Origin of the sequence: Streptomyces sp. NPDC093064, from assembly GCF_044754605.1 — a bacterium.
GTDB lineage: Bacteria > Actinomycetota > Actinomycetes > Streptomycetales > Streptomycetaceae > Streptomyces.
Genome location: NZ_JBIVPK010000015.1, coordinates 58,425 through 84,479, shown reverse-complemented (window position 1 = coordinate 84,479; position 26,055 = coordinate 58,425). Strand labels below are relative to the sequence as shown.

Here is a 26,055-nt window from a genome sequence, read left to right as displayed (position 1 = left end):
GCAGGTCAAGACGTTGATCGATTCGGTGGCCGCAGGTCACGGCCGCCGACAATCAGTTGTGGCTGTGCAGGATCTCGTTCAGGCCGCCCCAGACCGCGTTGTTCGGGCGGGCCTCGACGGCGCCGGTGACCGAGTTGCGGCGGAAGAGGATGTTGGAGGCGCCGGACAGTTCGCGCGCCTTCACGATCTGGCCGTCGGGCATCGTCACACGGGTGCCGGCGGTGACGTACAGACCGGCCTCGACCACGCACTCGTCGCCGAGCGCGATACCCACGCCCGCCTCGGCGCCGACCAGGCAGCGCTCGCCGATGGCGATGATCACGTTGCCGCCGCCGGAGAGCGTGCCCATGGTGGAGGCGCCGCCGCCGATGTCGGAGCCGTCGCCGACCACGACGCCCGCGGAGATGCGGCCCTCGACCATGGAGGTGCCGAGGGTGCCCGCGTTGAAGTTCACGAAGCCCTCGTGCATCACGGTGGTGCCCTCGGCGAGGTGCGCGCCGAGCCGCACCCGGTCGGCGTCGGCGATGCGGACGCCCTTCGGGACGACGTAGTCGGTCATGCGCGGGAACTTGTCGATCGAGGTCACCTGGAGGTGCAGGCCCTCGGCCCGGGCGTTGAGCCGCACCTTCTCGATGTCGTCGACGGCGACCGGGCCGAGCGAGGTCCAGGCGACGTTGGCGAGGTGGCCGAAGATACCGTCCAGGCTCTGGCCGTGCGGCTTGACCAGCCGGTGCGAGAGCAGGTGCAGACGCAGGTAGACGTCGTGCGCGTCGATCGGCTTCTCGTCGAGCGAGGCGATGACCGTGCGGACCGCGACCACCTCGACGCCCCGGCGCGCGTCCGGCCCGATCGCCGCGGTGGCGCCGTCGCCGAGCAGCTCCGCGGCCCGCTCGGCGGACAGCCGCTCGCTGCCGGCCGGGCCGGGCTGGTCCGTCAGCTCGGGGGCGGGGAACCAGGTGTCGAGAACGGTGCCGTCGGCGGCGATCGTGGCGAGTCCGGCGGCCACGGCGCCGGTGGTGCGGGGAGCAGTCGTGTCGGTCATAGAAGGAAACCTAACGTGAGGCGGCGCGCACCGGCGAACCGGTGCCATGGGCGTCTCATGTGCCGGTCAGAGGCCCGCGCGGGAGGCGGCGCGCTGGGTGCGCCGCCTCCCTCTCAGGTGTCCGCGGACGGCGGGATCATCCGCGTCAGCATCTCGCGCGCGTAGCTCTCGTCGTACGGGGTTCCGGTCAGCAGCACCTGAAGGCAGATGCCGTCCATCAGGGCCACCAGGGCGCGGGCGGTGGTCGGGTCGGTGCGGCGGGAGAGCAGGGTCGCGACGTCCTCGGCCCACTCGGCGGCGACGGGACGAAGCGCCGGCCGGCGCAGGGCGGCGAGGTACAGCTCGTACTCCAGCTCCACCCCGGTGCGGTCACCGGACAGCCACTCCCCCATCCAGCCCGCGAGCGCCTCCGCGAGGTCGGTGCGCGGGTCGTCCAGACCGCCGCGCGCGGCGATCACCTTGGCGAAGCCGTCGCTGGCCTGCCCGAGGGCGGCGACCATCAGCTCGTCCAGGGTCCGGAAGTGGTACGTGGTGGAGCCCAGCGGTACGTCCGCCTCCGCGGCCACCGTGCGGTGGGTCAGCCCGGCGAGGCCCTTGGCGCCCACCACGCGGAGCGCCGCGTCGATGATCCGCTGCCGTCGCTCGGGGTCGTGCCGCCGGGCCATCAGTGGGCCCCGCCCAGGCTGAGGACGACCACTCCGCCGATGATCAGGACGATCCCGGCGACCTTGGCGAGGCTCATCCCCTCCCCGAACAGCACCAGGCCGAGCGCGGCGACGGCCGCGGTGCCGATGCCGGACCAGATCGCGTAGGCCGTGCCGATGGCCACGGTCCGCAGGGTCTGGGCGAGCAGCACGAAGGAGAGGACGTACCCGACGACGGTCACCAGCGAGGGCCCGAACCTGCTGAAGCCTTCGCTGTACTTCATGGCCGTCGTGGCCGCGACTTCCGCGGCGATGGCACCGACGAGCATCACGTATCCCATGAGGGCGAGCGTATCCGCCGATGTGTACGGCCGTACACATCGGGGTCCATGCGGGCTTCTGCTATCCCGGGACTGCTGAAGATCGACGAATGCACCACCTCGGGCACCGGCAACAGCGCCATACCGACTGCGTAGAGGGCGCAGGCCCCCGCGAGCGAATGCCGAAACGGCGAGGCCCTTCGGGGGACCTCGCCGTTTCGTCGTGCGCTCGTGGATCTCAGACGTTGAAGCCGAGCGCCCGCAGCTGCTCGCGGCCGTCGTCCGTGATCTTGTCGGGGCCCCACGGCGGCATCCAGACCCAGTTGATGCGCAGCTCGTTGACGAGGCCGTCCGTGGCGGACTTGGCCTGGTCCTCGATGACGTCGGTGAGCGGGCAGGCCGCGGACGTCAGGGTCATGTCGATGGTCGCGATGTTCGACTCGTCGACGTGGATGCCGTAGATCAGGCCGAGGTTGACGACGTCGATACCCAGCTCGGGGTCCACGACGTCCATCAGGGCCTCACGGAGCTCCTCCTCCGAGGCCGGCTTCATCTCCACGGTCTCGCTCATGCGGTCTTCCTTTCGGCGTCGGCGCCGCCCAGCGCCTGGGCCGTCGCGTCCTTCCAGGCCATCCAGCTCAACAGGGCGCACTTCACCCGGGCCGGGTACTTGGACACCCCGGCGAACGCCACCGCGTCCTCCAGGACGTCCTCCATCGCGTCGTCGGGCTCGATCCGGCCCTTGGACTGCATCAGCTCCAGGAAGGTCTCCTGGATCTTCTGCGCCTCGGCCAGCTCCCTGCCGACGAGCAGTTCGTTCAGTACGGAGGCCGAGGCCTGGCTGATCGAGCAGCCCTGGCCCTCGTACGAGACGTCCTTGATCGTCGTGCCGTCGTACTTCACTCGGAGGGTGATCTCGTCGCCGCACGTCGGGTTCACATGGTGCACCTCGGCGTCGCCATCCCTCAGACCACGCCCGTGCGGGTGCTTGTAGTGGTCCAGGATGACTTCCTGGTACATCGAGTCCAGCTTCATGCGATCGCTCGTCCCGTCAGCCGAAGAAGTTCCGTACGTGCTCCAGGCCTTCGACCAGAGCGTCGATCTCGGCCGGCGTGGAGTACAGATAGAACGACGCTCGCGTGGTCGCAGGAATTCCGTACCGCAGGCACACCGGCCGCGCGCAGTGGTGGCCCACACGCACCGCGATGCCTTGCTCGTCGAGGACCTGGCCCACGTCGTGCGGGTGGATGTCACCGAGCGTGAAGGAGATCGCCGCGCCCCGGTCCTCGGCCGTGGTCGGGCCGATGATCCTCAGGTCGGGGACCTCCGCCAGCCGCCGCACCGCGTACTCGGTGAGCGCGTGCTCGTGGGCGAGGACCTTGTCCATCCCGATCGAGTTCAGGTAGTCGATCGCCGCGCCCAGACCGACCGCCTGCGCGATCGGCGGCGTGCCCGCCTCGAACTTGTGCGGGGCGGGGGCGTACGTCGACGAGTGCATCGACACCGTCTCGATCATCTCGCCGCCGCCGAGGAACGGAGGCAGGTCCTCCAGCAGTTCCTGGCGGCCCCAGAGCACGCCGATGCCGGTCGGGCCGCACATCTTGTGGCCGGTGAAGGCCACGAAGTCGGCCTGGAGGGCCTGTACGTCCAGCGGCATGTGCGGCGCGGCCTGCGACGCGTCGATGCACACCAGCGCGCCGACCTCCTGCGCGCGGCGGACTATCGCCTCGACCGGATTCACGGTGCCGAGGATGTTGGACACCAGCACGAAGGAGACGATCTTCGTCTTCTCGGTGATGACCTCGTCGATGTTGGACAGGTCGAGGCGGCCGTCGTCGGTAAGGCCGAACCACTTCAGCTTCGCGCCCGTGCGCTGCGCCAGCAGCTGCCAGGGAACGATGTTGGAGTGGTGCTCCATCTCCGTGATGACGATCTCGGTCTCGTGGTCCACCCGGTAGGGCTCGTCGGCCCAGCCGAGCATGTTCGCCACGAGGTTGAGCGACTCGGAGGCGTTCTTGGTGAAGATCACCTCGTCGCGGCTCGGTGCGTTGATGAACGCGGCGACCTTGTCGCGCGCGCCCTCGTACAGCGCCGTGGCCTCCTCGGCGAGCACATGCACACCGCGGTGGACGTTGGCGTTGTAGCGCTCGTAGTACTCGCTCAGGGCGTCCAGCACCTGGCGCGGTTTCTGCGAGGTCGCCGCGTTGTCCAGGTACACGAGCTTCCTGCCGTCGTGGACCAGCCGGTCCAGGACGGGGAAGTCCTTGCGGATCGCCTCTGTGTCGAGGAGGCCCGGCAGCTGTGTCACGCGGATGCGCCACCCTTCACGTATGCCTCGTAGCCCTCGTTCTCCAGCTTGTCCGCGAGCGCGGCGCCGCCGGACTCGACGATCCGGCCGCCGGCGAACACGTGGACGTGGTCGGGCTTGATGTAGCGCAGGATGCGCGTGTAGTGGGTGATCAGCAGGGTGCCGACCTGGCCGCTCTCGCGGACCCTGTTCACGCCCTCCGACACGATGCGCAGGGCGTCGACGTCGAGGCCGGAGTCGGTCTCGTCGAGGACCGCGATCTTCGGCTTGAGCAGCTCGAGCTGGAGGATCTCGTGCCGCTTCTTCTCACCGCCGGAGAAGCCCTCGTTCACGTTGCGCTCGGCGAAGGCCGGGTCCATGGAGAGCCGTTGCATGGCCTCCTTGACCTCCTTCACCCAGGTGCGCAGCTTCGGCGCCTCGCCGCGGATGGCGGTGGCGGAGGAGCGGAGGAAGTTGGAGACCGAGACGCCGGGGACCTCGACCGGGTACTGCATCGCCAGGAACAGGCCCGCGCGGGCGCGCTCGTCGACGGACATCTCCAGGACGTCCTCACCGTCGAGGGTGACGGAGCCGCCGGACACGGTGTACTTGGGGTGGCCCGCGAGGGCGTAGGCGAGGGTCGACTTGCCCGAGCCGTTGGGGCCCATGATGGCGTGCGTCTCGCCCTGCTTCACGGTGAGGTCGACGCCCTTGAGGATCTCCTTCGTGGCGTTGTCGGCCTCGACGGTGACGTGCAGGTCTCGGATTTCAAGCGTTGCCATGGGTGCCTCAGGACTCCTGGGTGAGGGAGACGAGCACGTCGTCCCCTTCGATCTTTACGGGGTATACGGGGACAGGGCGCGTCGCGGGAAGGCCGGACGGTTTGCCGGTGCGGAGGTCGAAGCTGGAGCCGTGCAGCCAGCATTCGATCTGGCAGTCCTCCACCTCGCCCTCGGAGAGCGAGACGTTCGCGTGCGAGCAGATGTCGTAGATGGCGAACACCTCCCCCTCGGTCTTCACGACCGAGACCGGCGTGCCGTCGAGTTCCACCCGCTTCGGGGTGTCCTCCTCCAGCTCGCTCAGCCCACAGACGCGTACGAATGCGCCGCTCATGCGACCGCCGCCTCGAGCTCCTCCTCGATCTTGGCGATGAGGCGCTCCTCGATGTCCGTGACACCGATCTGCTGGACCAGCTCGGCGAAGAAGCCGCGGACCACCAGACGGCGGGCCTCCTGCTCCGGGATGCCGCGGGCCATCAGGTAGAAGAGCTGCTCGTCGTCGAAGCGGCCGGTCGCGGAGGCGTGGCCGGCGCCGACGATCTCACCGGTCTCGATCTCCAGGTTCGGCACGGAGTCGACCCGGGCGCCGTCGGTCAGCACCAGGTTGCGGTTCATCTCGTAGGTGTCCGTGCCCTCGGCCTTGGCCTCGATCAGCACGTCGCCGATCCACACCGCGTGCGCCTCGTCGCCTTGGAGGGCGCCCTTGTAGGCGACGTTCGACTTGCAGTGCGGGGTGTTGTGGGTGACCAGCAGGCGGTGCTCCTGGTGCTGGCCGGCGTCGGTGAAGTACAGGCCGTACAGCTCGGCCTCGCCGCCGGGGCCGGCGTAGGTCACGCGCGGGTTCAGGCGGACCACGTCGCCACCGAAGGTGACGACGACCGACTTGAAGGAGGCGTCCCGGCCGATCAGCGTGTTGTGTTGGGCGACGTGCACGGCCTTGTCGTCCCAGTCCTGGATGGAGACGACGGTCAGCTTGGCGCCGTCGCCGAGCAGGTAGTCGACGTTGGCGGCGAGCACCGCGTCACCGGTGTGGTCGATGACGACGACGGCCTCGGCGAAGGCCCCGAGCTCGATGACCTGGTGGCCGTAGGCGACCCCGCCCTCGCCGTGCACCGCGATGCGGATCGGCTCGGTCAGAACGGCCTCCTTGGGGACGCTCACGACCGAGGCCTTCTCGAAGGCGGAGTAGGCCTGGGCGGCGACGCGGTCCACCGGGGTGCCGGCCTTGCCGAGCCGCGCGTCGTCGCGGCCGACGGTCTCGACGGTGACGCCGTCGGGAGCCTGGACGTCCACCTTGACGCCCTCACCGGTGGCGGTCGCGGTGCCGTCGTGCAGACCGCGCAGCCGCTCCAGCGGGGTGAAGCGCCACTCCTCCTCGCGGCCGTGCGGGACCGGGAAGTCCGCCACGTCGAACGAGGGCGGCGCGCTCATGCGCGTGGCGACGGTCGACTCGGCGGCGACCGCGATCTGGCCGGCGGTCGTGGAACCGACCGATGGGGGTCCCCCCGCCCGAGCGGATCCGAGGGTGGGGGAGTTCTGGGCCTCAGCCATGGCTGTCGTATTGCTCGCTTTCTTGCGTATGGGCTCGACGGCGGACTACGGGCCGGCGGTTCGCCGGCCCGGGTCGGTGCTTAACCGACCGCGCCCTCCATCTGCAGCTCGATCAGCCGGTTGAGCTCCAGCGCGTACTCCATGGGCAGCTCCTTGGCGATCGGCTCGACGAAGCCGCGCACGATCATCGCCATCGCCTCGAACTCGGAGAGGCCACGGCTCATCAGGTAGAAGAGCTGGTCCTCGGAGACCTTGGAGACGGTCGCCTCGTGGCCCATGGACACGTCGTCCTCGCGGACGTCCACGTAGGGGTACGTGTCGGAGCGGGAGATCGTGTCCACGAGCAGCGCGTCGCAGAGCACGTTGGACTTGGAGCCCGCGGCGCCCTCGCCGATCTCGACCAGGCCGCGGTACGAGGTACGGCCGCCGCCGCGCGCCACCGACTTGGAGACGATGTTGGACGAGGTGTTCGGCGCCATGTGGACCATCTTGGAACCGGCGTCCTGGTGCTGGCCCTCGCCCGCGAAGGCGATCGACAGGGTCTCGCCCTTGGCGTGCTCGCCCATCAGGTAGACGGCCGGGTACTTCATCGTCACCTTGGAGCCGATGTTGCCGTCGATCCACTCCATGGTCGCGCCCTCGTAGGCCACGGCGCGCTTGGTGACCAGGTTGTAGACGTTGTTCGACCAGTTCTGGATGGTCGTGTAACGGCAACGGGCGTTCTTCTTGACGATGATCTCGACGACCGCGCTGTGCAGGGAGTCGCTCTTGTAGATCGGGGCGGTGCAGCCCTCGACGTAGTGCACGTAGGCACCCTCGTCGACGATGATCAGGGTCCGCTCGAACTGGCCCATGTTCTCCGTGTTGATGCGGAAGTAGGCCTGGAGCGGGATCTCCACGTGGACGCCCGGCGGGACGTAGATGAAGGAGCCGCCGGACCACACGGCGGTGTTCAGCGAGGCGAACTTGTTGTCACCGACGGGGATGACGGTCCCGAAGTACTCCTTGAAGAGCTCCGGGTGCTCCTTCAGGGCGGTGTCGGTGTCGAGGAAGATGACGCCCTGCTCCTCCAGGTCCTCGCGGATCTGGTGGTAGACGACCTCCGACTCGTACTGGGCCGCGACACCGGCGACGAGGCGCTGCTTCTCCGCCTCGGGGATGCCGAGCTTGTCGTACGTGTTCTTGATGTCCTCGGGCAGGTCCTCCCAGGACTCCGCCTGCTTCTCCGTGGAGCGCACGAAGTACTTGATGTTGTCGAAGTCGATCCCCGACAGGTCCGAGCCCCAGTTCGGCATGGGCTTCTTCTCGAAGAGCCGCAGGCCCTTCAAGCGCAGCTTGGTCATCCACTCCGGCTCAGACTTCTTCGCCGAGATGTCGCGGACGACCTCCTCGTTCAGACCGCGCCTGGCAGAGGCACCGGCCGTGTCGGAGTCGGCCCAGCCGTATTCGTAGTTGCCCAGGCCCTCGAGTTCGGGGTGGGCAGTCTCCGTGGGGAGAGTCATGCGGGGTTCCTCCCGGCCGTGCTTGCGGATGCGTTGTGGCTTTGGTGATCGGTCTGGGAAATCTTGGGGATGAACGTCGTGCAGACGCCGTCGCCGTGCGCGATGGTCGCCAGTCGCTGGACGTGAGTACCCAGCAGCTCGGCGAAGATCTCCGTCTCCGCCTCGCACAGCTGCGGGAACTGCTCCGCGACGTGGGCGACCGGGCAGTGGTGCTGGCAGAGCTGCTCACCCCGCTGCGGGAGGGGCGCGTCGCGCGCCGTAGCAGCGTACCCGTCCACGCTCAGGGCCTTGGCCAGTGCTTCGGTGCGCTGGTCGGGGGTGACGGCCTCGATCGCCTCGCGGTACGCGCCCGCCTGCGCGGCGATCCGGGCCCGGGCGAAGGCGGCGACCGCCTCCGGCCCGCCCTCCCGCTCGGCGATCCAGCGGAGCGCGTCCGCGGCGAGCTTGTCGTACGACTGGTCGAAGGCGTCCCGCCCGCAGTCGGTGAGCGCGAAGACCTTGGCGGGCCGGCCGCGCGTCCGCGCGCCGTACACCCGCTGCTCCCGCGCCGCCACCACGTCGTCGGCGGCCAGCGCGTCCAGGTGGCGGCGTACGGCGGCCTGGGTGAGCCCCAGCCGGCCGGCCAGCTCGGCGACGGTCGACGGGCCGTGGTCCAGGATGGACCGCACGACCCGGTTGCGCGTGGAACGATCCGAGCGCACCCCGGCCGCGAACTCCTCCTGCGGAGCCCCCGTGAGGGTCTCCCGAGCCTCGCCGACGTTTTTCACAACGCCATTGTTGCGTAATTCCTCGAGACCTGACAAGCGGCGCTGGTCCGCCCGGGCGGTGCCCTGCATCACTTAGGCAAACCTAATCCCACCTGCGGAAACGATCTCCGACCGATCAAACGGGTGGCACCCGCCGGGGCGATGCGCCAGACTGCCCGGCCATGCCCACACCCCCGCCGGCCGGCCCGCTCGTCACCCGGGACACGATCGCCGAAGAGCTGCGTGACCTCGGCGTACGCCCCGGCGAGACCCTCCTCGTCCACTCCTCCCTCAGATCGCTCGGCTGGGTCTGCGGCGGCCCGGTCACGGTCGTCCGGGGACTGCTCGACGCGCTCGGGCCCGACGGCACGCTCGTGGTCCCCACCCACTCCGGCGACCTCTCCGACCCGGCATGGTGGAGCAGACCGCCGGTGCCCGAAAAATGGTGGGACACCATCCGGGCCACGATGCCCGCCTACGACCCCCGCATCACCCCCGCCTTCGGGGTCGGAGTGATCCCGGAGACCGTGCGCACCTGGCCGGGCGCTCTGCGCAGCGCGCACCCGCAGACCTCGTTCGCGGCGATCGGCCCCCGCGCCGCCGGGATCGTCGACGGGCACGCAACCGACTGCCGGTTGGGCGAGCGCAGCCCGCTCGCCCGGCTGGAGGCGCTCGGTGCCCGGGTACTGCTGCTGGGCGCCGGATACGACTCCTGCACCTGCTTCCACCTGGCCGAGTACCGGATCCCCGCGCCGCTCGTCCAGGTGGGCCGGCCGGGGCCGCACGGCTGGGAGGTCGTCACCGACGTGTCCATCACCTCCGAGCGGTTCGACGACCTCGGACACGACTTCGAACGCGACCGGCCGGTGGTCCGCGGGACGGTGGGCGCCGCCCGGTCGCGGCTGTTCCCCGTGGCGGACGCGGTGGCGTACGCGGAGCGGTGGCTCGCGGTGCACCGGCCCCGGGAGGACGACTTCCCGCACCCGGCCGCCTGAGCCGTCCGGCGCGTACCTAGACTTTGGCCTCATGCGAAGTGAGCCCGTGGTCCAGGTCCAGGCCTTGGTGAAGCGGTATGGCGCGAAGACCGCGGTGGACGGCCTCGACCTGGTGGCCCGGGCGGGCGTGACCGCCGTGCTGGGTCCCAACGGGGCGGGCAAGACGACGACGGTCGAGACCTGCGAGGGGTACCGGCGGCCGGATTCCGGCACGGTACGCGTCCTGGGCCTCGACCCCGTGAGACAGTCCGCGCAGCTCAGACCCCGTATCGGCGTGATGCTCCAGTCCGGTGGCGTGTACTCCGGCGCCCGGGCCGACGAGATGCTGCGCCACGTCGCCAAGCTGCACGCCCACCCGCTGGACGTCGACGCCCTCATAGAACGGCTCGGGCTCGGCGGCTGCGGGCGGACCTCCTACCGCCGGCTGTCCGGCGGCCAGCAGCAGCGGCTCGCACTCGCCATGGCCGTCGTCGGCCGGCCCGAACTGGTCTTCCTCGACGAGCCGACCGCCGGACTCGACCCGCAGGCCCGCCGGGCCACCTGGGACCTGGTGCGCGACCTGCGCGCCGACGGCGTCTCGGTGATTCTCACCACGCACTACATGGAGGAGGCCGAGCGGCTCTCCGACGACGTCGCGATCATCGACGCCGGCCGGGTCATCGCCCAGGGCTCCCCGGAGGAGCTGTGCCGCGGTGGCGCCGAGAACACCCTGCGCTTCACCGGCCGCCCGGGACTCGACGTCGCCTCCCTCCTCAAGGCACTGCCCGCCGACTCCTCGGCCGCCGAGCTGACCCCGGGCTCCTACCGCGTCGTCGGCAAGGTCGACCCGCAGCTGCTCGCGACCGTGACGTCCTGGTGCGCCCAGCACGGCGTGATGCCGGACCGCATCTCCGTGGAGCGGCACACCCTGGAGGATGTCTTTCTGGAGCTGACCGGCAAGGAGCTGCGCTCATGAATCCGGTTCACACGGAGCAAGGCCGGGGGTCCGGGGGTTGCCCCCCGGGACAACACAGCCTGGAGCTGACCGGCAAGGAGCTGCGCTCATGAATCCGGTTCACACGGAGCAAGGCCGGGGGTCCGGGGGTTGCCCCCCGGGAAAACACAGCCTGGAGCTGACCGGCAAGGAGCTGCGCTCGTGACCACCGCCACCGGTACCTACGCCCCGAAGCCCGGCGCGTCCCCGCTGACCCGCATGATCGCGGCGCAGGCGGCGCTGGAGACGAAGATGCTGCTGCGCAACGGTGAGCAGCTGCTGCTCACCGTCGTCATCCCCACGCTGCTGCTGGTGCTGTTCAGCTCCGTGGACATCGTCGACACCGGCGCGGGCAGGGCCGTGGACTTCCTCACCCCCGGCGTCCTGGCGCTCGCCGTGATGTCGACCGCGTTCACCGGGCAGGCCATCGCGACCGGCTTCGAGCGGCGCTACGGCGTGCTGAAGCGGCTGGCCGCCTCGCCGCTGCCGCGCTGGGGGCTGATGACCGCCAAGACGGTGTCGGTGCTGGTCACCGAGGTGCTTCAGGTCGTGCTGCTGACCGTGATCGCGTTCGCGCTCGGCTGGTCGCCGCGCGGCAACCCGTTCGCCGTGCTCCTGCTGATGGTCCTCGGCACGGCCGCCTTCTCCGGGCTGGGCCTGCTGATGGCGGGGACCCTGAAGGCGGAGGCCACGCTGGCCGCCGCCAACCTTGTCTTCCTGCTGCTGCTCGTCGGCGGCGGGGTGGTCGTCCCGCTGGACAAGTTCCCGCAGGCCGCCCAGGACGTGCTCGGCCTGCTGCCCATCTCGGCGCTCTCCGGCGGACTGCGGGACGTGCTCCAGCACGGTGCCGGGATGCCGTGGGGCAACCTGGCGGTCCTCGCCGTCTGGGCGGTGGCGGGGCTCGCGGCCGCCGGGAAGTTCTTCCGCTGGGAGTAGGGCGCGATGGACCCTCGTGAAACGGTGCACAAGCGGACGCCTACGATGGATCGCGTGCCAAACCTGACCCGCGCCGACGCCGTGTCCGCCGCGCGCAACCCGCTCGCCTTCATCGCCGAACGCTGGACCCCGCATCCGAGGACCGTCCAGCGGGCGGCCCTCTCCGCGCTGGTGATGGCGGTGGTCATCGTCGTCACCGGCGGCGCCGTCCGCCTGACCGGCTCGGGCCTCGGCTGCCCGACCTGGCCCACCTGCACGGACGACTCGCTGACCACCACCCGCGAGATGGGTGTGCACGGCGTGATCGAGTTCGGCAACCGGATGCTGACGTACGTGCTGTGCGCCGCCGTGGGCTGGGCGATCGTCGCCGCGCGCGCCCAGAAGCCGTGGCGGCGGGGCCTCACCCGGCTGGGCTGGGCGCAGTTCTGGGTGGTCATGGGCAACGCGGTGCTCGGCGGCATCGTCGTCCTCGTCGGCCTGAACCCGTACACAGTCGCGGCGCACTTCCTGCTCTCCTCGGCGCTGATCGCGGTCGCCACGGTGATGTGGCAGCGCACCCGCGAGGGTGATGCCGAGCCGCGCCCGCTGGTCGGCAAGCCGATCCGGCAGCTGGTGTGGTTCCTGGTCCTCGCGAGCGTGCTGCTGATCGCGGTGGGCACGGTGGTCACGGGCGCCGGTCCGCACGCGGGCGACTCCCAGGAGGTCTCCCGTATCCCGATCGACTGGCAGACGGTCGCCAAGCTGCACGCCGTGCTGGCGTGGATCGTGATCACGCTGACGTTCGCCCTGTGGTTCATCCTCAAGGCCGTCGACGCGCCGCGGGGCCCGCTGGCGCGGACCCGCGAGCTGTTCCTGATCCTGCTGGGCCAGGGCGCCATCGGCTATGTCCAGTCCTTCACGCACCTGCCCGAGGTCCTGGTCGGCCTGCACATGCTGGGCTCGTGCGTCATGTGGATCTGGGTGCTGCGCGTGCTGCTGTCGCTGCGCGAGCGGCCGGAGGCGGTCGCCGACCTGCCGGGACCCGCCACCGAGGCGACGCTGGCGAAGGCCTGAGGCCGGACCGCCGGGGGTCAGCCAGGCACGGAGCCGGGCTGCCGAAGGCCGGCCAGGCCTGAATCCGGGCCGCGCCGGGGTCCAACCGAAGTTCAGCCGGGGATTCACCCCAGCCCGTACACCCGCATCGCGTTCTCCGCCGCGACCATCGCCGCCACGCGCTGTGCGTCGGCGGGGCACCATGCGCCCTCGGCGACCCACCCCCCGAGCACCCTCTCCAGGGACTCCCTGAACAGGTGTGCGCCCGCCACATGCAGCTCTGGCAGCCCATGTGCACCGCTGGAGACCGTCGCGGCGCGGGTGCCGGTGCGGGCCAGTGCGGCGCCCGAGTCGGCGTAGACGTGCGGGAAGAGGCCGGCGAGGTGGGCGGCGTGGCGGTGGTACGGATGGCCGTACAGCAGGACGAGATCCGTGCCCAGTCCCGCCGTCGCCCGGACGAAGTCCGTCAGCGGCAGCGGATCCGTACCGGCTGAGCCCGGCCCGCCGGGCCCCGCGTGCAGCTGGAGCGGCCGTCCGCAGGCCACCGCGATCCACAACAGGTGCCGCAGCAGCACCGGATCGCTCAGTTCCCCGCCGGCCCGCCGCCCTGCCAGCCAGCGGCCCGCCGCGCGCCGCACCTCCCCCGGGCCGGGCGGCTCCGGCGCGAGCGCCGGCCCGTGCCGTACGCCGGCCACGGAGGTGAAGGCGACGGCGTGCGCGGCGGCGCCGTGCACCGCCTCGGCGAGGTTGGTGAGGAACGAATCGACGGTGCCGGAGGTGTCGGCGACCTGCTCGGCGAGCGGTTCCAGGCGCACGATCTCGTGTGCGGCCGCGTCGCCCGCGGCCGCCATCTCGCCGGGCCCGGTCAGGTCGCCCCGCAGCCCCGTGTCGACGAGGTAGGTGGTGATGCCGCGGCCGCGCAGCAGGCGGCGGCCGGCCTCCAGCACGCCGAGATCCCGGCGCCGGGCGAGATAGCGCGCGGGCGGGCAGTGCGGTTCCAGGCCGAGCAGCGGCGGACACCAGCGGCGCAGGGCGAAGCCGGTCTGGGTGTCGAAGAGCGTGGTGCCCGGCGCGGGCGAGCCCTCGGTGCGGGCCAGCCGGGCCTCGAAGGTGCCGAGGCCCAGCTCCGTTCTCAGGACCCCGTGGCAGTGCTGATCCACGAGGGACGGCGTTTCGATCATCCGGCTCTCCCGACGCTGGGCCCACTGCCTCCGTCAGGCCCTAACGGGTGAACCGGCCGTCAGGTGTTGGGGCTGACCCGGGTCGTCCGGATCCGGTCAGCCGTTGGACGGGCCGCCCAGTTGGAGGCCCGCCATACGGGTCCACTCGTACGGGCCCGTCCGCACCTTGGCCGCGAACTCGCCGTCGAACGCCTCGTGGACGGTGATCCCGGACTTCTCCACCGCCTGCTCGGCGATGGCGTACGTCGGGGCCACGAGGTCGCCCCAGGTGCCGTCCTCGCCGACCAGGACGATCCTGGCGCCGCGCTCCCCGAGGTACGCGACCTGTCCCTCAGCGCCTCCGTGGGCCTTGGAGAAGGAGCCGATCCGCCGGGCGAGGCGGGCGGCCCTGCGCTCGGCCTTGGGGTCAACCTGCTGCGTGTCTGCCATGGCCAGGATGCTACCCACGAGTAGATCAAACGGCGACGGGCGGGGTGCGTGGCCTTGACCACGCACCCCGCCCGGGGGAAACCGCTACGACCCGTACGCGGGGTCAGCGCAGGAACGGATCCACCGCCACCGCCACGAACAGCAGCGACACATAGGTGATGGACCAGTGGAACAGCCGCATCTCCTTCAGCTTCGCGCCGCTCGCCTCGGCCTTGGCCCGGTTCTGCAGCGCGTGCGCCTCCCACAGCCACCAGCCGCCCGCCGCCAGCGCCACCACCGTGTAGAACCAGCCGGTGTAGCCGAGCGGGGTCAGCAGCAGCGAGACCCCTACCATCACCCAGCTGTAGAGCACGATCTGGCGGGCGACCACCTTGTTGGAGGCGACGACCGGCAGCATCGGCACGCCCACGCGCGCGTAGTCGTCCTTCACCTTCATGGACAGCGGCCAGTAGTGCGGCGGCGTCCAGAAGAACATGACGAGGAAGAGGATGACGGGCGCCCAGGACATCGAGTTGGTGACCGAGGACCAGCCGATCAGCACCGGCAGGCAGCCGGCGATGCCGCCCCACACGATGTTCTGCGACGTACGGCGCTTGAGGATCATCGTGTAGACGACGACGTAGAAGAGGAGCGCTCCGAGCGACAGCCACGCGGACAGCCAATTGACGGTGAGGCCGAACAGCAGCGTGGAGACGACCGCCAGCGCGATGCCGAAGGCCAGGCACTCACGCGGGCTGACCATGCCGGTGACCAGCGGGCGCTGGGAGGTGCGGTCCATGAGCGCGTCGATGTCGCGGTCGATGTACATGTTCAGCGCGTTGGCGCCGCCCGCGGACAGGTAGCCGCCGACACAGGTGAGCAGGACCAGCCCCAGGTCGGGCACGCCCCGCTGCGCCAGGAACATCACCGGAACGGTGGTGATCAGCAGCAGTTCGATGATCCGCGGCTTGGTCAGCGCCACAAACGCCTTGACACGGGCCCCGAACGGCCGGTGACTCGGGCTCTGGCTCGCACCGAGTACCCCCGCTGGACGGGATTCGACGGCCGTCACGCACACCCCTGACAGAGACTCCCAGCGAGCCGCCCGTGTGAACCGACGGTGAGGACTCGCGCGTACCACGCCACTGTAGACGTTGCCCAGACCCGGACATTCGCGGGGGTCGGGTCGTGTTGGCGAGGCCCTCCGGAAGGGCGCGATCCGGCTCGACTGAGCGATCGAATGAGCAGCTCCGTATTCATGTGCCGAATGCGATTCCGACCAGCGGGGAGGCGGATCTCCGAGAGTCCCGGCACTCTGGAACGACGCGGAAAAACGCACGTTCTGACGGGATAGGCTCGACAACGCCGGCCGTCGCCGAGAAGGCCGGCAAACCGGTGCGCGGTCCCCCCGTACGCCGGCATCCGACATGTGGAGAGGAGCCCTGACCCAGGGTGAGCACCAAGCCGACCACCACAGTCCTCGAGTGGACCGAGTTGGACCAGCGTGCCGTGGACACCGCGCGCGTCCTGGCCGCCGATGCCGTACAGAAGGTCGGCAACGGCCATCCCGGCACGGCGATGAGTCTGGCTCCCGCCGCCTACACCCTCTTCCAGAAGGTGATGCGGCACGACCCGGCCGATCCGCACTGGGCGGGGCGCGACCGTTTCGTACTGTCCGCCGGCCACTCCTCCCTGACCCTCTACACCCAGCTGTACCTGGCCGGTTTCGGGCTGGAGCTGGACGACCTGAAGTCCTTCCGCACCTGGGGCTCGAAGACGCCCGGCCACCCGGAGTACGGGCACACGGCGGGCGTGGAGACCACGACCGGCCCGCTCGGCCAGGGTGTCGCCAACGCGGTGGGCATGGCGATGGCCGCCCGCTACGAGCGCGGCCTGTTCGACCCGGAGACCCCCGCGGGCGAGTCGCCGTTCGACCACTTCGTCTTCTGCGTCGCCGGTGACGGCTGCCTCCAGGAGGGCATCTCCGCCGAGGCGTCCTCGCTGGCCGGCCACCAGAAGCTCGGCAACCTGATCCTGCTGTGGGACGACAACCACATCTCGATCGAGGGCGACACCGAGACGGCCGTCTCCGAGGACACCGTCAAGCGGTACGAGGCCTACGGCTGGCACGTGCAGCGCGTGGAGGCCAAGGAGGACGGCGACCTCGACCCGCAGGCGATCCACGCGGCCGTCGAGGCGGCCAAGGCCGTCACCGACCGGCCGTCCTTCATCGCGATGCGCTCGATCATCGCCTGGCCGGCCCCGCACGCGCAGAACACCGAGGCCGCGCACGGCTCGGCGCTGGGCGAGGAGGAGATCGCGGCCACCAAGCGCGTCCTCGGCTTCGACCCCGAGCAGCACTTCGAGGTCTCCGACGAGGTCCTGAACCACACCCGCGCCGCCGTCGAGCGGGGCCGCCGGGCCAAGGCCGAATGGGAGAAGACGCTCCAGGTCTGGCGCGAGGCCAACCCCGAGCGGGCCGCCGAGTTCGACCGGATCGCCGCGGGCGAACTGCCCGCCGGCTGGGACGAGAAGATCCCGGTGTTCGAGGCGGGCAAGGGCCTGGCCACGCGCGCCGCGTCCGGCAAGGTGCTCCAGGCTCTCGGCGACGTGATCCCGGAGCTGTGGGGCGGCTCGGCGGACCTGGCCGGCTCGAACAACACCACCATCGACAAGACGTCGTCGTTCCTGCCCGAGGGCAACCCGCTGCCGGAGGCGAACCCGTACGGGCGCACCATCCACTTCGGCATCCGCGAGCACGCGATGGCCGCGGCGATGAACGGCATCACGCTGCACGGCAACACCCGCGTCTACGGCGGCACCTTCCTGGTCTTCTCCGACTACATGCGCAACGCGGTGCGCCTGTCGTCCCTGATGCACCTGCCGGTGACGTACGTCTGGACGCACGACTCCATCGGCCTGGGCGAGGACGGCCCCACCCACCAGCCGGTCGAGCACCTGGCCTCGCTGCGCGCCATCCCGGGCCTGAACATCGTCCGCCCGGCCGACGCCAACGAGACCGCGATCGCCTGGCGCGAGATCCTGCGGCGCTGGACGAAGGAGTTCGGCAAGGGCGCCCCGCACGGTCTGGCGCTGACCCGCCAGGGCGTACCGACGTACGAGCCCAACGACGACGCCGCGCGCGGCGGTTACGTCATGTTCGAGGCCGAGGGGCCCGACGGGCAGAACACCGAGGCGCAGGTCGTCCTGATCGCCACCGGTTCCGAGGTGCACGTGGCCGTGGAGGCCCGTGAGCGGCTCCAGGCCGAGGGCGTCCCCACCCGGGTGGTGTCCATGCCGTCCGTGGAGTGGTTCGAGGAGCAGGACCAGGGGTACCGGGACAGCGTGCTGCCGCCGGCCGTGCGGGCACGCGTCGCGGTCGAGGCAGGTATCGGTCTGACCTGGCACAAGTACGTGGGAGACGCCGGCCGCATCGTTTCCCTCGAGCACTTCGGTGCTTCGGCCGACGCCAAGGTGCTCTTCCGCGAGTTCGGCTTCACCGCGGAGAACGTGGCCGACAAGGCCCGGGAATCCATCGCCGCCGTCCAGCGCTGACGCTCATATACGACCCGTAGGAGATGTAATTTCCATGACAGACGCATTGAAGCGCCTTTCCGACGAAGGCGTCGCGATCTGGCTGGACGACCTGTCGCGCAAGCGGATCACGTCCGGCAACCTCGCCGAGTTGATCGACCAGCAGCACGTCGTGGGCGTCACCACCAACCCGACGATCTTCCAGAAGGCGATCTCGCAGGGGGACGGCTACGAACAGCAGGTCTCCGACCTGGCCGCCCGCCGGGTCACCGTCGAAGAGGCCATCCGCATGATCACCACGGCGGACGTCCGGGACGCCGCCGACATCATGCGCCCGGTCTTCGACGCCACCGGCGGCAAGGACGGCCGGGTGTCCATCGAGGTGGACCCGCGCCTGGCGCACAACACCAGGGCGACGGTCGCCGAGGCCCGGCAGCTGGCCTGGCTGGTCGACCGGCCCAACACGCTCATCAAGATCCCGGCCACCAGGGCGGGCCTGCCGGCGATCACCGAGACCATCGGCAAGGGCATCAGCGTCAACGTCACCCTGATCTTCTCGCTGGAGCGCTACCGCGCGGTGATGGACGCGTACCTGAGCGGCCTGGAGAAGGCCGGGGAGCGCGGCCTGGACCTGTCGAAGATCCACTCGGTGGCGTCCTTCTTCGTGTCCCGCGTGGACACCGAGATCGACCGGCGGATCGACGAGCTCGGCACCGCCGAGGCCAAGGCGCTGCGCGGCAAGGCGGGCGTGGCCAACGCGCGTCTGGCCTACGAGGCGTACGAGGAGGTCTTCGCCTCCGACCGGTGGAGCGCGCTGGAGCGGCAGGGCGCCAACAAGCAGCGTCCGTTGTGGGCGTCCACCGGAGTGAAGGACAAGGCGTACAAGGACACCATGTACGTCGAGGAGCTGGTGGCGCCGAACACGGTGAACACCATGCCCGAGGCCACGCTGGAGGCCACCGAGGAGCACGGCGCGATCCGCGGCGACGCGGTCACCGGCACCTACGAGCAGGCCCGCGCGGACATCGACGCGCTGGAGGGGATCGGGATCTCGTACGACGACGTGGTCCAGGTCCTGGAGGACGAGGGCGTCGAGAAGTTCGAGTCGTCCTGGAACGACCTGCTCAAGTCCACCGAGGCGGAGTTGGAGCGCCTCGCTCCCGCGGAGGACTGAGAACCTTGGCGCCCCTTTCCGTCACCGGAGCGAACCCGCTCCGTGACCCCGCCGACCGACGGCTCCCGCGTATCGCGGGGCCGTCGGGCCTGGTCATCTTCGGTGTCACGGGCGACCTGTCGCGCAAGAAGCTCATGCCCGCGGTGTACGACCTCGCCAACCGGGGTCTGCTGCCACCGGGCTTCTCGCTCGTCGGCTTCGCCCGCCGCGACTGGGAGAACGAGGACTTCGCCCAGGTCGTGCACGACGCCGTCAAGGAGCACGCGCGCACGCCGTTCCGGGAGGAGGTCTGGCAGCAGCTCATCCAGGGGATGCGCTTCGTGCAGGGCACCTTCGACGACGACGACGCGTTCGAGCGGCTGCGCGGCACGATCGAGGAGCTGGACAAGGCACAGGGCACGGGCGGCAACTTCGCCTTCTACCTGTCGGTGCCGCCGAAGTCCTTCCCGGTGGTCATCCAGCAGCTGAAGAAGCACCAGCTCGCCGACCAGAGCCACGGCTCGTGGCGGCGCGCGGTCATCGAGAAGCCCTTCGGCCACGACCTGAGGTCGGCCGAGGAGCTCAACTCGATCGTGCACGAGGTCTTCGCCCCGGACCAGGTCTTCCGCATCGACCACTACCTGGGCAAGGAGACCGTCCAGAACATCCTGGCACTGCGCTTCGCCAACACGATGTTCGAGCCGATCTGGAACCGGTCCTTCGTGGACCATGTGCAGATCACCATGGCCGAGGACATCGGCATCGGCGGCCGGGCCGGCTACTACGACGGCATCGGCGCCGCCCGCGACGTCATCCAGAACCACCTGCTGCAACTCCTGGCCCTGACCGCGATGGAGGAGCCCGCCTCCTTCGACGCGGACGCGCTGGCCGCGGAGAAGACCAAGGTGCTCGGCGCGGTGAAGCTGCCCAAGGACCTGGGCAAGTCCACCGTGCGCGGGCAGTACGCGGCGGGCTGGCAGGGCGGCGAGAAGGTCATCGGCTACCTCGAGGAAGAGGGCATCGACAAGAAGTCGAAGACCGACACGTACGCGGCCGTCAAGCTGGCGATCGACAACCGCCGCTGGGCGGGTGTCCCCTTCTATCTGCGCACCGGCAAGCGCCTGGGCCGACGGGTCACCGAGATCGCGGTCGTCTTCCAGCGGGCGCCGCACTCCCCCTTCGACACCTCGGCCACCGAGGAACTCGGGCAGAACGCCATCGTCATCCGCGTCCAGCCGGACGAGGGCGTCACGGTCCGCTTCGGCTCCAAGGTGCCCGGCACGTCGATGGAGATCCGGGACGTGTCGATGGACTTCGCCTACGGCGAGTCCTTCACGGAGTCCAGCCCGGAGGCGTACGAACGCCTGATCCTGGACGTGCTGCTCGGCGATTCCAACCTCTTCCCGCGCACCGAGGAGGTCGAGCTGTCCTGGCGGATCCTCGACCCGATCGAGACGTACTGGGACAAGCACGGCAGGCCCGCGCAGTACCCGTCCGGGACGTGGGGGCCCGCCGAGGCGGACGAGATGCTCGCACGAGACGGACGGAGCTGGCGCCGGCCATGAAGATAGACCTGACCGACACCACGGCCAGCAAGATCAACAAGGCACTGGTGCGGGCCCGGCGGGCGATCGGCACCCCGGCCGTGGGCATGGTGCTCACGCTGGTCATCGTCACCGACGAGGAGAACGCCTACGACGCGCTGAAGGCCGCGGGCGACGCCTCGCGGGAGCACCCCTCGCGCCTGCTGGTGGTCATCAAGCGGCACGCCCGCACCCTGCGCGACCGCACGTCCTCACGGCTGGACGCCGAGGTGCGGGTGGGCGCGGACGCCGGCACCGGCGAGACGGTGGTGCTGCGCCTGCACGGCGAGGTGGCCGACCACGCCCAGTCGGTGGTGCTGCCGCTGCTGCTCCCCGACGCGCCGGTCGTCGTCTGGTGGCCGGTGAACGCCCCGCTCGAACCGGCCAAGGACCCGCTGGGCGCCCTGGCGCAGCGCCGGGTCACCGATACCTACGCCGCCGAGCAGCCGGTGCGGGAGCTCTCCGCGCGGGCCGAGGCGTACACGCCCGGCGACACGGACCTGTCCTGGACCCGGATCACGCCGTGGCGCTCGATGCTGGCCGCGGCCCTCGACCAGGTCACCTGCGAGGTCAGGGCCGTGGAGGTGGAGGGCGAGGAGTTCAACCCGAGCTGCGAGCTGCTGGCGATGTGGCTCGCGGACCGGCTGGACGTACCGGTCAAGCGCTCGCGGTCCGCGGGTCCCGGTCTGACCGCGGTCCGCATGGACACCAGCTGCGGCCCGATCGCCCTGGACCGGGCCGACGGCAGGCTGGCGACGCTGTCCATCCAGGGGCAGCCGGAGCGGGCGGTGGCGCTGAAGCGGCGGGAGACCGCCGAGCTGATCGCGGAGGAACTGCGGCGGCTGGACCCGGACGACACGTACGCGTCCGCGCTGCGGTTCGGCGTGGAGCGGCTGGACGGCGCCAGGGCGTCCGACGATTCCAAGGCGTCCGCGAAGGAGCCGGTCGCGGTGCCCGTCCCCCAGGAGGAGGCCGCCGAGTGAGCACTCCGCAACTGGTCGTCCACCACGACAAGGAACTGATGGCGCAGGCCGCCGCGGCCCGGCTGATCACCCGGATCGTGGACGCGCAGGCCTCGACGGGCTCGGCGTCCGTGGTCCTCACCGGCGGCCGCAACGGCAACGGGGTGCTGGCCGCGCTGGCGGCCGCGCCCGCCCGCGACGCGATCGACTGGGGTCGGCTCGACCTGTGGTGGGGAGACGAGCGCTTCCTGCCGGAGGGCGACCCGGAACGCAATGTCACGCAGGCCCGCGAGGCCCTGCTCGACTCCGTGCCGCTCGACCCCGAGCGCGTGCACGCCATGCCCGCGTCGGACGGTCCCTACGGCGCGGACGTCGAGGCGGCGGCGGAGGCCTACGCCGAGGAACTGGCCCGCGCGGCCGGTCCCCAGAACCACGGCGCGGTCCCGGCGTTCGACGTCCTGATGCTGGGCGTCGGCCCGGACACCCATGTCGCGTCCCTCTTCCCGGAGCACCCGGGGGTGCGAGAGACGGAGCGTACGGTGATCGGTGTGCACGGCTCCCCCAAGCCGCCGCCCACCCGCATCTCCCTCACGCTGCCCGCCATCCGCTCGGCCCGTGAGGTGTGGCTGCTGGCGGCCGGCGAGGACAAGGCCAACGCGGTGGCGATGGCCCTCTCGGGCGCGGGCGAGATCCAGGCTCCGGCGGCCGGCGCCCAGGGCCGCGCCCGCACCCTGTGGCTCCTGGACACGGCAGCGGCCTCACAGCTGCCACGGTCGCTGTATCCACCGGCCTCGGCGTAAACGGAAAGGTGCGGCGGCGGTGAGGAACACCGCCGCCGCACTTTGCTTTTCAGGCCGGACCAGGGGTCGCCGTCACTTCACCGACCCCGCCATCACGCCCTGCACGAAGTGCCGCTGGAAGGCGAAGAACACGACCACCGGCACGACCAGCGACAGGAACGCCCCCGGCGCCAGCACATCGATGTTGCTGCCGAACTGCCGGATCTGCGACTGGAGTTCCACCGTCAGCGGCTGCGAGGAGGTGTCGGCGAACAGCAGCGCCACCAGCATGTCGTTCCACACCCACAGGAACTGGAAGATGGCGAGGCTCGCGATCGCGGGCCGCCCCACCGGCAGCACCAGCCGGGTGAAGATCCGCCACTCGTTGCCCCCGTCCATGCGGGCCGCCTCCAGCATCTCCTTCGGCATCTCGGCGAAGTAGTTCCGCAGCAGGAACACCGCGAACGGCAGTCCGTAGGCCACGTGGAACAGGACCACACCGGGGATCGTGCCGAACAGGCCGAGCTGGCCGAAGAGTTTGGCGACGGGCAGCAGACCGATCTGCACCGGCACCACCAGCATCGCCACCACCAGCAGGAACAGCGGCTCACGGGCCGGGAAGTCCAGCCAGGCGAAGGCATATCCGGCCAGCGCCGCGATGACGACGACCAGGACCGTCGTGGGCACCGAGATCAGCACCGTGTTCCAGAAGGCCTTGGTGATGCCCGAGTTCTTCAGCAGTGCCGAGTAGTTGTCGAAGGACAACTGCCCGGGGCTGGCCAGCGCCGTCCACCAGCCGCCCTTCGCGGTGTCCTGGGCCGAGCGCAGCGACGACACGAACAGCCCCGCGAGCGGGGTCATCCAGATCAGGCCGATCACCACGAGGACGGCCTGGACCAGCCCGTTGCCCAGGCCCCGCCTGACCGCGTTCATCGCTGACTCCTTCGGAAACGGCGGACGTTGAACACCATCGCCGGGATCACCAGGAGCAGCAGGAGCACGCCGAGCGCGCTGCCGAGGCCCTGGTTGTTGCCACCGCCGAAGGACACCAGCCACATCTGGGTCGCCAGCACGGTGGCGTCCTGCTGCACCGGACCGGGCGCGATGATGTAGACGAGGTCGAAGACCTTCATCACGTTGATCACGAGAGTGACGAAGACGACGGTGAGGACGGGGGCGAGCAGCGGCACGGTGATCCGGCGGAAGATCTGCCACTCGTTGGCCCCGTCGATGCGCGCCGCCTCCAGCGCGTCACGCGGCAGCGCGGACAGCCCGGCGCCGATCAGCACCATCGCGAACCCGGTCCAGATCCACAGGTAGGCGCCGATGATCATCGGGGTGACAAGCGTCGGGCCGAGCCAGGAGATGCCCTGGTAGGGCTGCGCGAAGTTGGCCTGCGGCAGCTTCACCTCGTACGAGCCCGCCGTCAGGCCCGAGAAGCGGAAGGAGCCGTCGGAGCCCGTGGTGGTGCTCGCGACCGTCCGGCCGTCGCGCACCGCCTCGACCTTCATGCCGGGCAAGCCGCTCTCGCCGCGGTCGACCTTGCCCTGGGTGCCGCCTCCGCCGGGCGCGAAGTCCAGGTAGACGACTCCGCGCAGTTCGTCCCCGGCCTTCCCGCCCTCCACCGGGCGGGCGGGCGCGGCGTCGCCGGGCAGGTCCTTGGGCAGCACGCCGACCATCGGCAGGGTCACCGTGGCGCCCGGCGAGAGGCTCGCGTCGGTGAGGTACGAGCCGTCCCGGCCCTGGGTCAGCCCGAATCCCTCACGGGCGCGGGCGCTCGGGTAGGACGGGGATCCCTTGAAGGCGTCGTGCACGGAGACCACGGCGGCGTTGAGGACGCCCTTGTCCGGGTCCTCGTCGTAGGCGAGCCGGAAGATGATGCCGGCGGCCAGGAAGGACACGGCCATCGGCATGAACAGCAGCAGCTTGAACGCCGTCGCCCAGCGGACCTTCTCCACCAGCACGGCGAGGATCAGTCCGAGCCCGGTGAGCAGCGCCGGGGCGACGACGACCCAGATCGTGGTGTTCCGGACGGCCTTCAGCGTCGCCGGGTCGCGGAACATCTCGGTGTAGTTGTCCCCGCCGACGAACCGGGTGCCGGAGGCGTCGAAGAGGCTCCGGCCGACGGAGAACAGCACCGGGTAGACGACGAGCGCGCCGAGCAGCAGCAGTGCGGGGAAGACGAACAGCAGCGCGACGACCCGGCCCCGCCGCCGCGCGCGCCGAACGTGCTCGGCGCGCGCGGCGGGCGACGGGGGGCCCGCTCCCTTCTCCTTCGCGAACGTGGTGGCGGTCATGGTGCGTCAGCCCTGGTTCTTGTACGCCTTGGCCGCCGCGGCCTCCAGCTTCGCCGCGGTGCCCTTCGGGTCGGACGGGTCGCGCAGGAAGTCCTGGAGCAGCTTCCACTCGCCCACGCCGCTGGTGCCGCCGAAGGCCGCCGGGGCCTGGTCGGACATGTCGAAGCGGACCGCGTCGGAGTCGCCCGCCGCGACCAGGGACTTGGCGGTGGCGCGGGTGACGTCGTCGCCGTAGGAGGCGAGGTCGAGGTTCTTGTTCGGGGACAGGAAGCCGCCGGCCTTGGCCCACACGGCCGCGGCCTCCGGGGTGGCCAGGTACTCGAGGAGCTTCATGCCGGCCTTGGCGTTCTTGCCGTCCTTGAGGACGGCGGCCGCGTCACCGCCGCTGACGACCGGCGCGTTGCCGTCGTCGACCGGCGGGAACGGGAAGAAGTCCGCGTCCTTGCCGATGATCCGGTCGAACTGGTCGTGGGCGACGCCCGCGACGAAGTCGCCCTCGTAGACCATGCCGGCCTCGGGCTTGGGCCCGAAGACCTTCTCCACCGAGCCCGGGAAGTCGGTGTTGAGGGCGCCCTTCTGGCCGCCCGCGATCAGCTGCTTGTCCTTGAACAGCTTGCCGAGCGTGGTGAGCGCCTTGACCACGCTGTCGTCGGTCCACTTCAGCTGGTGCGCGGCGAGGGCGTCGTACTTCTCGGGACCGGCCTGGGAGAGGTAGATGTTCTCGAACCAGTCGGTCAGGGTCCAGCCGTCCTGTCCGGCGACCGCGAAGGCGGCAAGCCCGGAGTCGGAGAGGGTGTGCCCGGCCTTGAGCATCTCGTCGTACGTCGCCGGCGGCTTGACGCCGGCCTGGTCGAGGGCGTCGGGGCTGTACCAGACGGTCGACTTGTGGGCGGCCTTGAAGTACAGGCCGTACAGGGTGTCGTCGACGCTGCCGTACTTCTTCCACACCGGTGCGAAGTTGGCGTCCACCGACTTCTGGGTGGTGTCGGAGAGCGGCTCGAGCCAGCCCTTCTTGGCGAACTGCTGGAGCACGCCGACCTGCGGGACCATCACGACGTCGGGGGCGTTGCCGCCCTCGATCTTGCTGCCGACGACGGTGGAGACGTTGTCGCCGGTCGACATGAACTGGGTCTTGGCGCCGGTCTTCGCGGAGAACGCGTCCAGCACCTTCTGGAAGTTCTTCTGCTCGCTGCCGGACCAGACGCCGGCCACGGTGACCGTCTGGCCGTCGAGCGTCTTGTCGCCGCCGCCCGCGGAGACGGGGTCGTCGCTGCCGCAGGCGGTGGCGCCGAGGGCGAGGACGAGGGCGGTGCAGCCGGTGAGCAGGGTGGTACGTCGTCGCATCATCATT

Annotated in this window: 26 protein-coding genes; 9 read left to right on the top strand and 17 right to left on the bottom strand. The window is 70.4% G+C overall.

Going from position 1 to position 26,055, the window contains the following annotated elements; all coding sequences use genetic code 11:
- Positions 1–52: 52 nt before the first annotated feature.
- From dapD to ACIQFZ_RS19945, 11 genes are all read right to left on the bottom strand, one after another.
- The gene (gene dapD / locus ACIQFZ_RS19995) at positions 53–1,042 is read right to left on the bottom strand and encodes a 2,3,4,5-tetrahydropyridine-2,6-dicarboxylate N-succinyltransferase (RefSeq protein ID WP_361411345.1); all 990 of its coding nucleotides are present in this window, start codon (positions 1,040–1,042) and stop codon (positions 53–55) included.
- Positions 1,043–1,155: 113 nt separating this feature from the next.
- Positions 1,156–1,707, bottom strand: a complete 552-nt coding sequence (locus ACIQFZ_RS19990; protein ID WP_365423485.1) for a TetR family transcriptional regulator — start codon at positions 1,705–1,707, stop codon at positions 1,156–1,158.
- The gene (locus tag ACIQFZ_RS19985) at positions 1,707–2,027 is read right to left on the bottom strand and encodes a multidrug efflux SMR transporter (RefSeq protein WP_361411349.1); all 321 of its coding nucleotides are present in this window, start codon (positions 2,025–2,027) and stop codon (positions 1,707–1,709) included. The genes ACIQFZ_RS19990 and ACIQFZ_RS19985 overlap by 1 nt, the downstream gene beginning before the upstream one ends.
- 217 nt (positions 2,028–2,244) lie before the next feature.
- Positions 2,245–2,577: a metal-sulfur cluster assembly factor gene (locus tag ACIQFZ_RS19980; RefSeq protein ID WP_100569477.1), complete on the bottom strand. Its 333-nt coding sequence runs from the start codon at positions 2,575–2,577 to the stop codon at positions 2,245–2,247.
- Positions 2,574–3,041 (bottom strand): Fe-S cluster assembly sulfur transfer protein SufU, encoded by a 468-nt coding sequence (sufU, locus tag ACIQFZ_RS19975; protein ID WP_376402341.1) that lies wholly within the window; start codon positions 3,039–3,041, stop codon positions 2,574–2,576. The genes ACIQFZ_RS19980 and sufU overlap by 4 nt, the downstream gene beginning before the upstream one ends.
- A gap of 16 nt (positions 3,042–3,057) precedes the next feature.
- Positions 3,058–4,314, bottom strand: coding sequence for a cysteine desulfurase (locus tag ACIQFZ_RS19970; protein ID WP_383057372.1), 1,257 nt, complete (start codon positions 4,312–4,314; stop codon positions 3,058–3,060).
- Positions 4,311–5,075 carry a Fe-S cluster assembly ATPase SufC gene (gene sufC / locus ACIQFZ_RS19965; RefSeq protein WP_361411354.1) on the bottom strand — a complete coding sequence of 255 codons (765 nt, stop codon included), beginning with the start codon at positions 5,073–5,075 and terminating at the stop codon, positions 4,311–4,313. Before sufC ends, ACIQFZ_RS19970 begins: the two co-directional genes overlap by 4 nt.
- 7 nt (positions 5,076–5,082) lie before the next feature.
- Entirely contained in the window at positions 5,083–5,406 is a 324-nt protein-coding gene (locus tag ACIQFZ_RS19960; protein ID WP_141362056.1) for a non-heme iron oxygenase ferredoxin subunit, read from the bottom strand.
- Entirely contained in the window at positions 5,403–6,623 is a 1,221-nt protein-coding gene (gene sufD / locus ACIQFZ_RS19955) for a Fe-S cluster assembly protein SufD (RefSeq protein WP_365423496.1), read from the bottom strand. The genes ACIQFZ_RS19960 and sufD overlap by 4 nt, the downstream gene beginning before the upstream one ends.
- An 80-nt stretch (positions 6,624–6,703) precedes the next feature.
- Positions 6,704–8,125, bottom strand: a complete 1,422-nt coding sequence (gene sufB, locus ACIQFZ_RS19950; RefSeq protein ID WP_365423499.1) for a Fe-S cluster assembly protein SufB — start codon at positions 8,123–8,125, stop codon at positions 6,704–6,706.
- Entirely contained in the window at positions 8,122–8,892 is a 771-nt protein-coding gene (locus ACIQFZ_RS19945; protein ID WP_365423502.1) for an ArsR family transcriptional regulator, read from the bottom strand. Before ACIQFZ_RS19945 ends, sufB begins: the two co-directional genes overlap by 4 nt.
- A gap of 161 nt (positions 8,893–9,053) precedes the next feature.
- On the opposite strand from ACIQFZ_RS19945, the gene ACIQFZ_RS19940 reads away from it, so the two are divergent.
- The 4 genes from ACIQFZ_RS19940 (at position 9,054) to ACIQFZ_RS19925 (ending at position 12,828) form a co-directional block, all read left to right on the top strand.
- The gene (locus ACIQFZ_RS19940) at positions 9,054–9,866 is read left to right on the top strand and encodes an aminoglycoside N(3)-acetyltransferase (RefSeq protein WP_376651386.1); all 813 of its coding nucleotides are present in this window, start codon (positions 9,054–9,056) and stop codon (positions 9,864–9,866) included.
- Positions 9,867–9,897: 31 nt separating this feature from the next.
- Positions 9,898–10,821 carry an ABC transporter ATP-binding protein gene (locus tag ACIQFZ_RS19935; RefSeq protein WP_365423508.1) on the top strand — a complete coding sequence of 308 codons (924 nt, stop codon included), beginning with the start codon at positions 9,898–9,900 and terminating at the stop codon, positions 10,819–10,821.
- A gap of 237 nt (positions 10,822–11,058) precedes the next feature.
- Positions 11,059–11,775: an ABC transporter permease gene (locus ACIQFZ_RS19930; RefSeq protein ID WP_365423534.1), complete on the top strand. Its 717-nt coding sequence runs from the start codon at positions 11,059–11,061 to the stop codon at positions 11,773–11,775.
- A 45-nt stretch (positions 11,776–11,820) separates the two neighbouring features.
- The gene (locus ACIQFZ_RS19925) at positions 11,821–12,828 is read left to right on the top strand and encodes a COX15/CtaA family protein (protein ID WP_365423511.1); all 1,008 of its coding nucleotides are present in this window, start codon (positions 11,821–11,823) and stop codon (positions 12,826–12,828) included.
- A gap of 104 nt (positions 12,829–12,932) precedes the next feature.
- On the opposite strand, the gene ACIQFZ_RS19920 is transcribed toward ACIQFZ_RS19925, so the two are convergent.
- From ACIQFZ_RS19920 to ACIQFZ_RS19910, 3 genes are all read right to left on the bottom strand, one after another.
- A complete protein-coding gene (locus tag ACIQFZ_RS19920; RefSeq protein WP_402691798.1) occupies positions 12,933–13,988 on the bottom strand; it encodes an amidohydrolase in 1,056 nt (351 codons plus the stop codon).
- Positions 13,989–14,084: 96 nt separating this feature from the next.
- Positions 14,085–14,417, bottom strand: a complete 333-nt coding sequence (locus tag ACIQFZ_RS19915; RefSeq protein ID WP_365423514.1) for a hypothetical protein — start codon at positions 14,415–14,417, stop codon at positions 14,085–14,087.
- Positions 14,418–14,520: 103 nt separating this feature from the next.
- Positions 14,521–15,474, bottom strand: a complete 954-nt coding sequence (locus ACIQFZ_RS19910) for a heme o synthase (RefSeq protein WP_365777007.1) — start codon at positions 15,472–15,474, stop codon at positions 14,521–14,523.
- A 374-nt stretch (positions 15,475–15,848) separates the two neighbouring features.
- On the opposite strand from ACIQFZ_RS19910, the gene tkt reads away from it, so the two are divergent.
- The 5 genes from tkt to pgl are packed head-to-tail and all read left to right on the top strand — an operon-like array spanning position 15,849 to position 22,428.
- Positions 15,849–17,951: a transketolase gene (gene tkt, locus ACIQFZ_RS19905; protein ID WP_402691797.1), complete on the top strand. Its 2,103-nt coding sequence runs from the start codon at positions 15,849–15,851 to the stop codon at positions 17,949–17,951.
- 34 nt (positions 17,952–17,985) lie between these two features.
- Positions 17,986–19,104, top strand: a complete 1,119-nt coding sequence (gene tal, locus ACIQFZ_RS19900; RefSeq protein WP_365423522.1) for a transaldolase — start codon at positions 17,986–17,988, stop codon at positions 19,102–19,104.
- Between the two features lie 5 nt (positions 19,105–19,109).
- Entirely contained in the window at positions 19,110–20,648 is a 1,539-nt protein-coding gene (gene zwf, locus ACIQFZ_RS19895; protein WP_365423525.1) for a glucose-6-phosphate dehydrogenase, read from the top strand.
- Entirely contained in the window at positions 20,645–21,649 is a 1,005-nt protein-coding gene (gene opcA, locus ACIQFZ_RS19890; RefSeq protein ID WP_365777005.1) for a glucose-6-phosphate dehydrogenase assembly protein OpcA, read from the top strand. The genes zwf and opcA overlap by 4 nt, the downstream gene beginning before the upstream one ends.
- A 38-nt stretch (positions 21,650–21,687) precedes the next feature.
- The gene (pgl, locus tag ACIQFZ_RS19885; RefSeq protein ID WP_365777026.1) at positions 21,688–22,428 is read left to right on the top strand and encodes a 6-phosphogluconolactonase; all 741 of its coding nucleotides are present in this window, start codon (positions 21,688–21,690) and stop codon (positions 22,426–22,428) included.
- Positions 22,429–22,500: 72 nt separating this feature from the next.
- Here pgl and ACIQFZ_RS19880 read toward each other — a convergent pair whose 3' ends face one another.
- The 3 genes from ACIQFZ_RS19880 to ACIQFZ_RS19870 are packed head-to-tail and all read right to left on the bottom strand — an operon-like array spanning position 22,501 to position 26,051.
- Positions 22,501–23,340: a carbohydrate ABC transporter permease gene (locus ACIQFZ_RS19880; protein WP_365437479.1), complete on the bottom strand. Its 840-nt coding sequence runs from the start codon at positions 23,338–23,340 to the stop codon at positions 22,501–22,503.
- The gene (locus ACIQFZ_RS19875; protein WP_402691796.1) at positions 23,337–24,704 is read right to left on the bottom strand and encodes an ABC transporter permease subunit; all 1,368 of its coding nucleotides are present in this window, start codon (positions 24,702–24,704) and stop codon (positions 23,337–23,339) included. The genes ACIQFZ_RS19880 and ACIQFZ_RS19875 overlap by 4 nt, the downstream gene beginning before the upstream one ends.
- Positions 24,705–24,710: 6 nt before the next feature.
- On the bottom strand, positions 24,711–26,051 hold the full coding sequence (locus ACIQFZ_RS19870) for an ABC transporter substrate-binding protein (protein WP_402691795.1): 1,341 nt from the start codon (positions 26,049–26,051) through the stop codon (positions 24,711–24,713).
- Positions 26,052–26,055: the final 4 nt, after the last annotated feature.

Coding starts and splice junctions, on each gene's coding strand:
- pgl (WP_365777026.1), top strand. CDS start 21,688: ATGGCGCAGGCCGCCGCGGCCCGGCTGATCACCCGGATCGTGGACGCG.
- sufB (WP_365423499.1), bottom strand. CDS start 8,125: ATGACTCTCCCCACGGAGACTGCCCACCCCGAACTCGAGGGCCTGGGC.
- opcA (WP_365777005.1), top strand. CDS start 20,645: ATGAAGATAGACCTGACCGACACCACGGCCAGCAAGATCAACAAGGCA.
- sufC (WP_361411354.1), bottom strand. CDS start 5,075: ATGGCAACGCTTGAAATCCGAGACCTGCACGTCACCGTCGAGGCCGAC.
- ACIQFZ_RS19990 (WP_365423485.1), bottom strand. CDS start 1,707: ATGGCCCGGCGGCACGACCCCGAGCGACGGCAGCGGATCATCGACGCG.
- tal (WP_365423522.1), top strand. CDS start 17,986: ATGACAGACGCATTGAAGCGCCTTTCCGACGAAGGCGTCGCGATCTGG.
- sufU (WP_376402341.1), bottom strand. CDS start 3,041: ATGAAGCTGGACTCGATGTACCAGGAAGTCATCCTGGACCACTACAAG.
- ACIQFZ_RS19880 (WP_365437479.1), bottom strand. CDS start 23,340: ATGAACGCGGTCAGGCGGGGCCTGGGCAACGGGCTGGTCCAGGCCGTC.
- ACIQFZ_RS19915 (WP_365423514.1), bottom strand. CDS start 14,417: ATGGCAGACACGCAGCAGGTTGACCCCAAGGCCGAGCGCAGGGCCGCC.
- ACIQFZ_RS19980 (WP_100569477.1), bottom strand. CDS start 2,577: ATGAGCGAGACCGTGGAGATGAAGCCGGCCTCGGAGGAGGAGCTCCGT.
- ACIQFZ_RS19960 (WP_141362056.1), bottom strand. CDS start 5,406: ATGAGCGGCGCATTCGTACGCGTCTGTGGGCTGAGCGAGCTGGAGGAG.
- ACIQFZ_RS19930 (WP_365423534.1), top strand. CDS start 11,059: ATGATCGCGGCGCAGGCGGCGCTGGAGACGAAGATGCTGCTGCGCAAC.
- ACIQFZ_RS19935 (WP_365423508.1), top strand. CDS start 9,898: ATGCGAAGTGAGCCCGTGGTCCAGGTCCAGGCCTTGGTGAAGCGGTAT.
- ACIQFZ_RS19985 (WP_361411349.1), bottom strand. CDS start 2,027: ATGGGATACGTGATGCTCGTCGGTGCCATCGCCGCGGAAGTCGCGGCC.
- ACIQFZ_RS19940 (WP_376651386.1), top strand. CDS start 9,054: ATGCCCACACCCCCGCCGGCCGGCCCGCTCGTCACCCGGGACACGATC.
- ACIQFZ_RS19870 (WP_402691795.1), bottom strand. CDS start 26,051: ATGATGCGACGACGTACCACCCTGCTCACCGGCTGCACCGCCCTCGTC.
- dapD (WP_361411345.1), bottom strand. CDS start 1,042: ATGACCGACACGACTGCTCCCCGCACCACCGGCGCCGTGGCCGCCGGA.
- ACIQFZ_RS19875 (WP_402691796.1), bottom strand. CDS start 24,704: ATGACCGCCACCACGTTCGCGAAGGAGAAGGGAGCGGGCCCCCCGTCG.
- sufD (WP_365423496.1), bottom strand. CDS start 6,623: ATGGCTGAGGCCCAGAACTCCCCCACCCTCGGATCCGCTCGGGCGGGG.
- ACIQFZ_RS19920 (WP_402691798.1), bottom strand. CDS start 13,988: ATGATCGAAACGCCGTCCCTCGTGGATCAGCACTGCCACGGGGTCCTG.
- ACIQFZ_RS19925 (WP_365423511.1), top strand. CDS start 11,821: ATGGATCGCGTGCCAAACCTGACCCGCGCCGACGCCGTGTCCGCCGCG.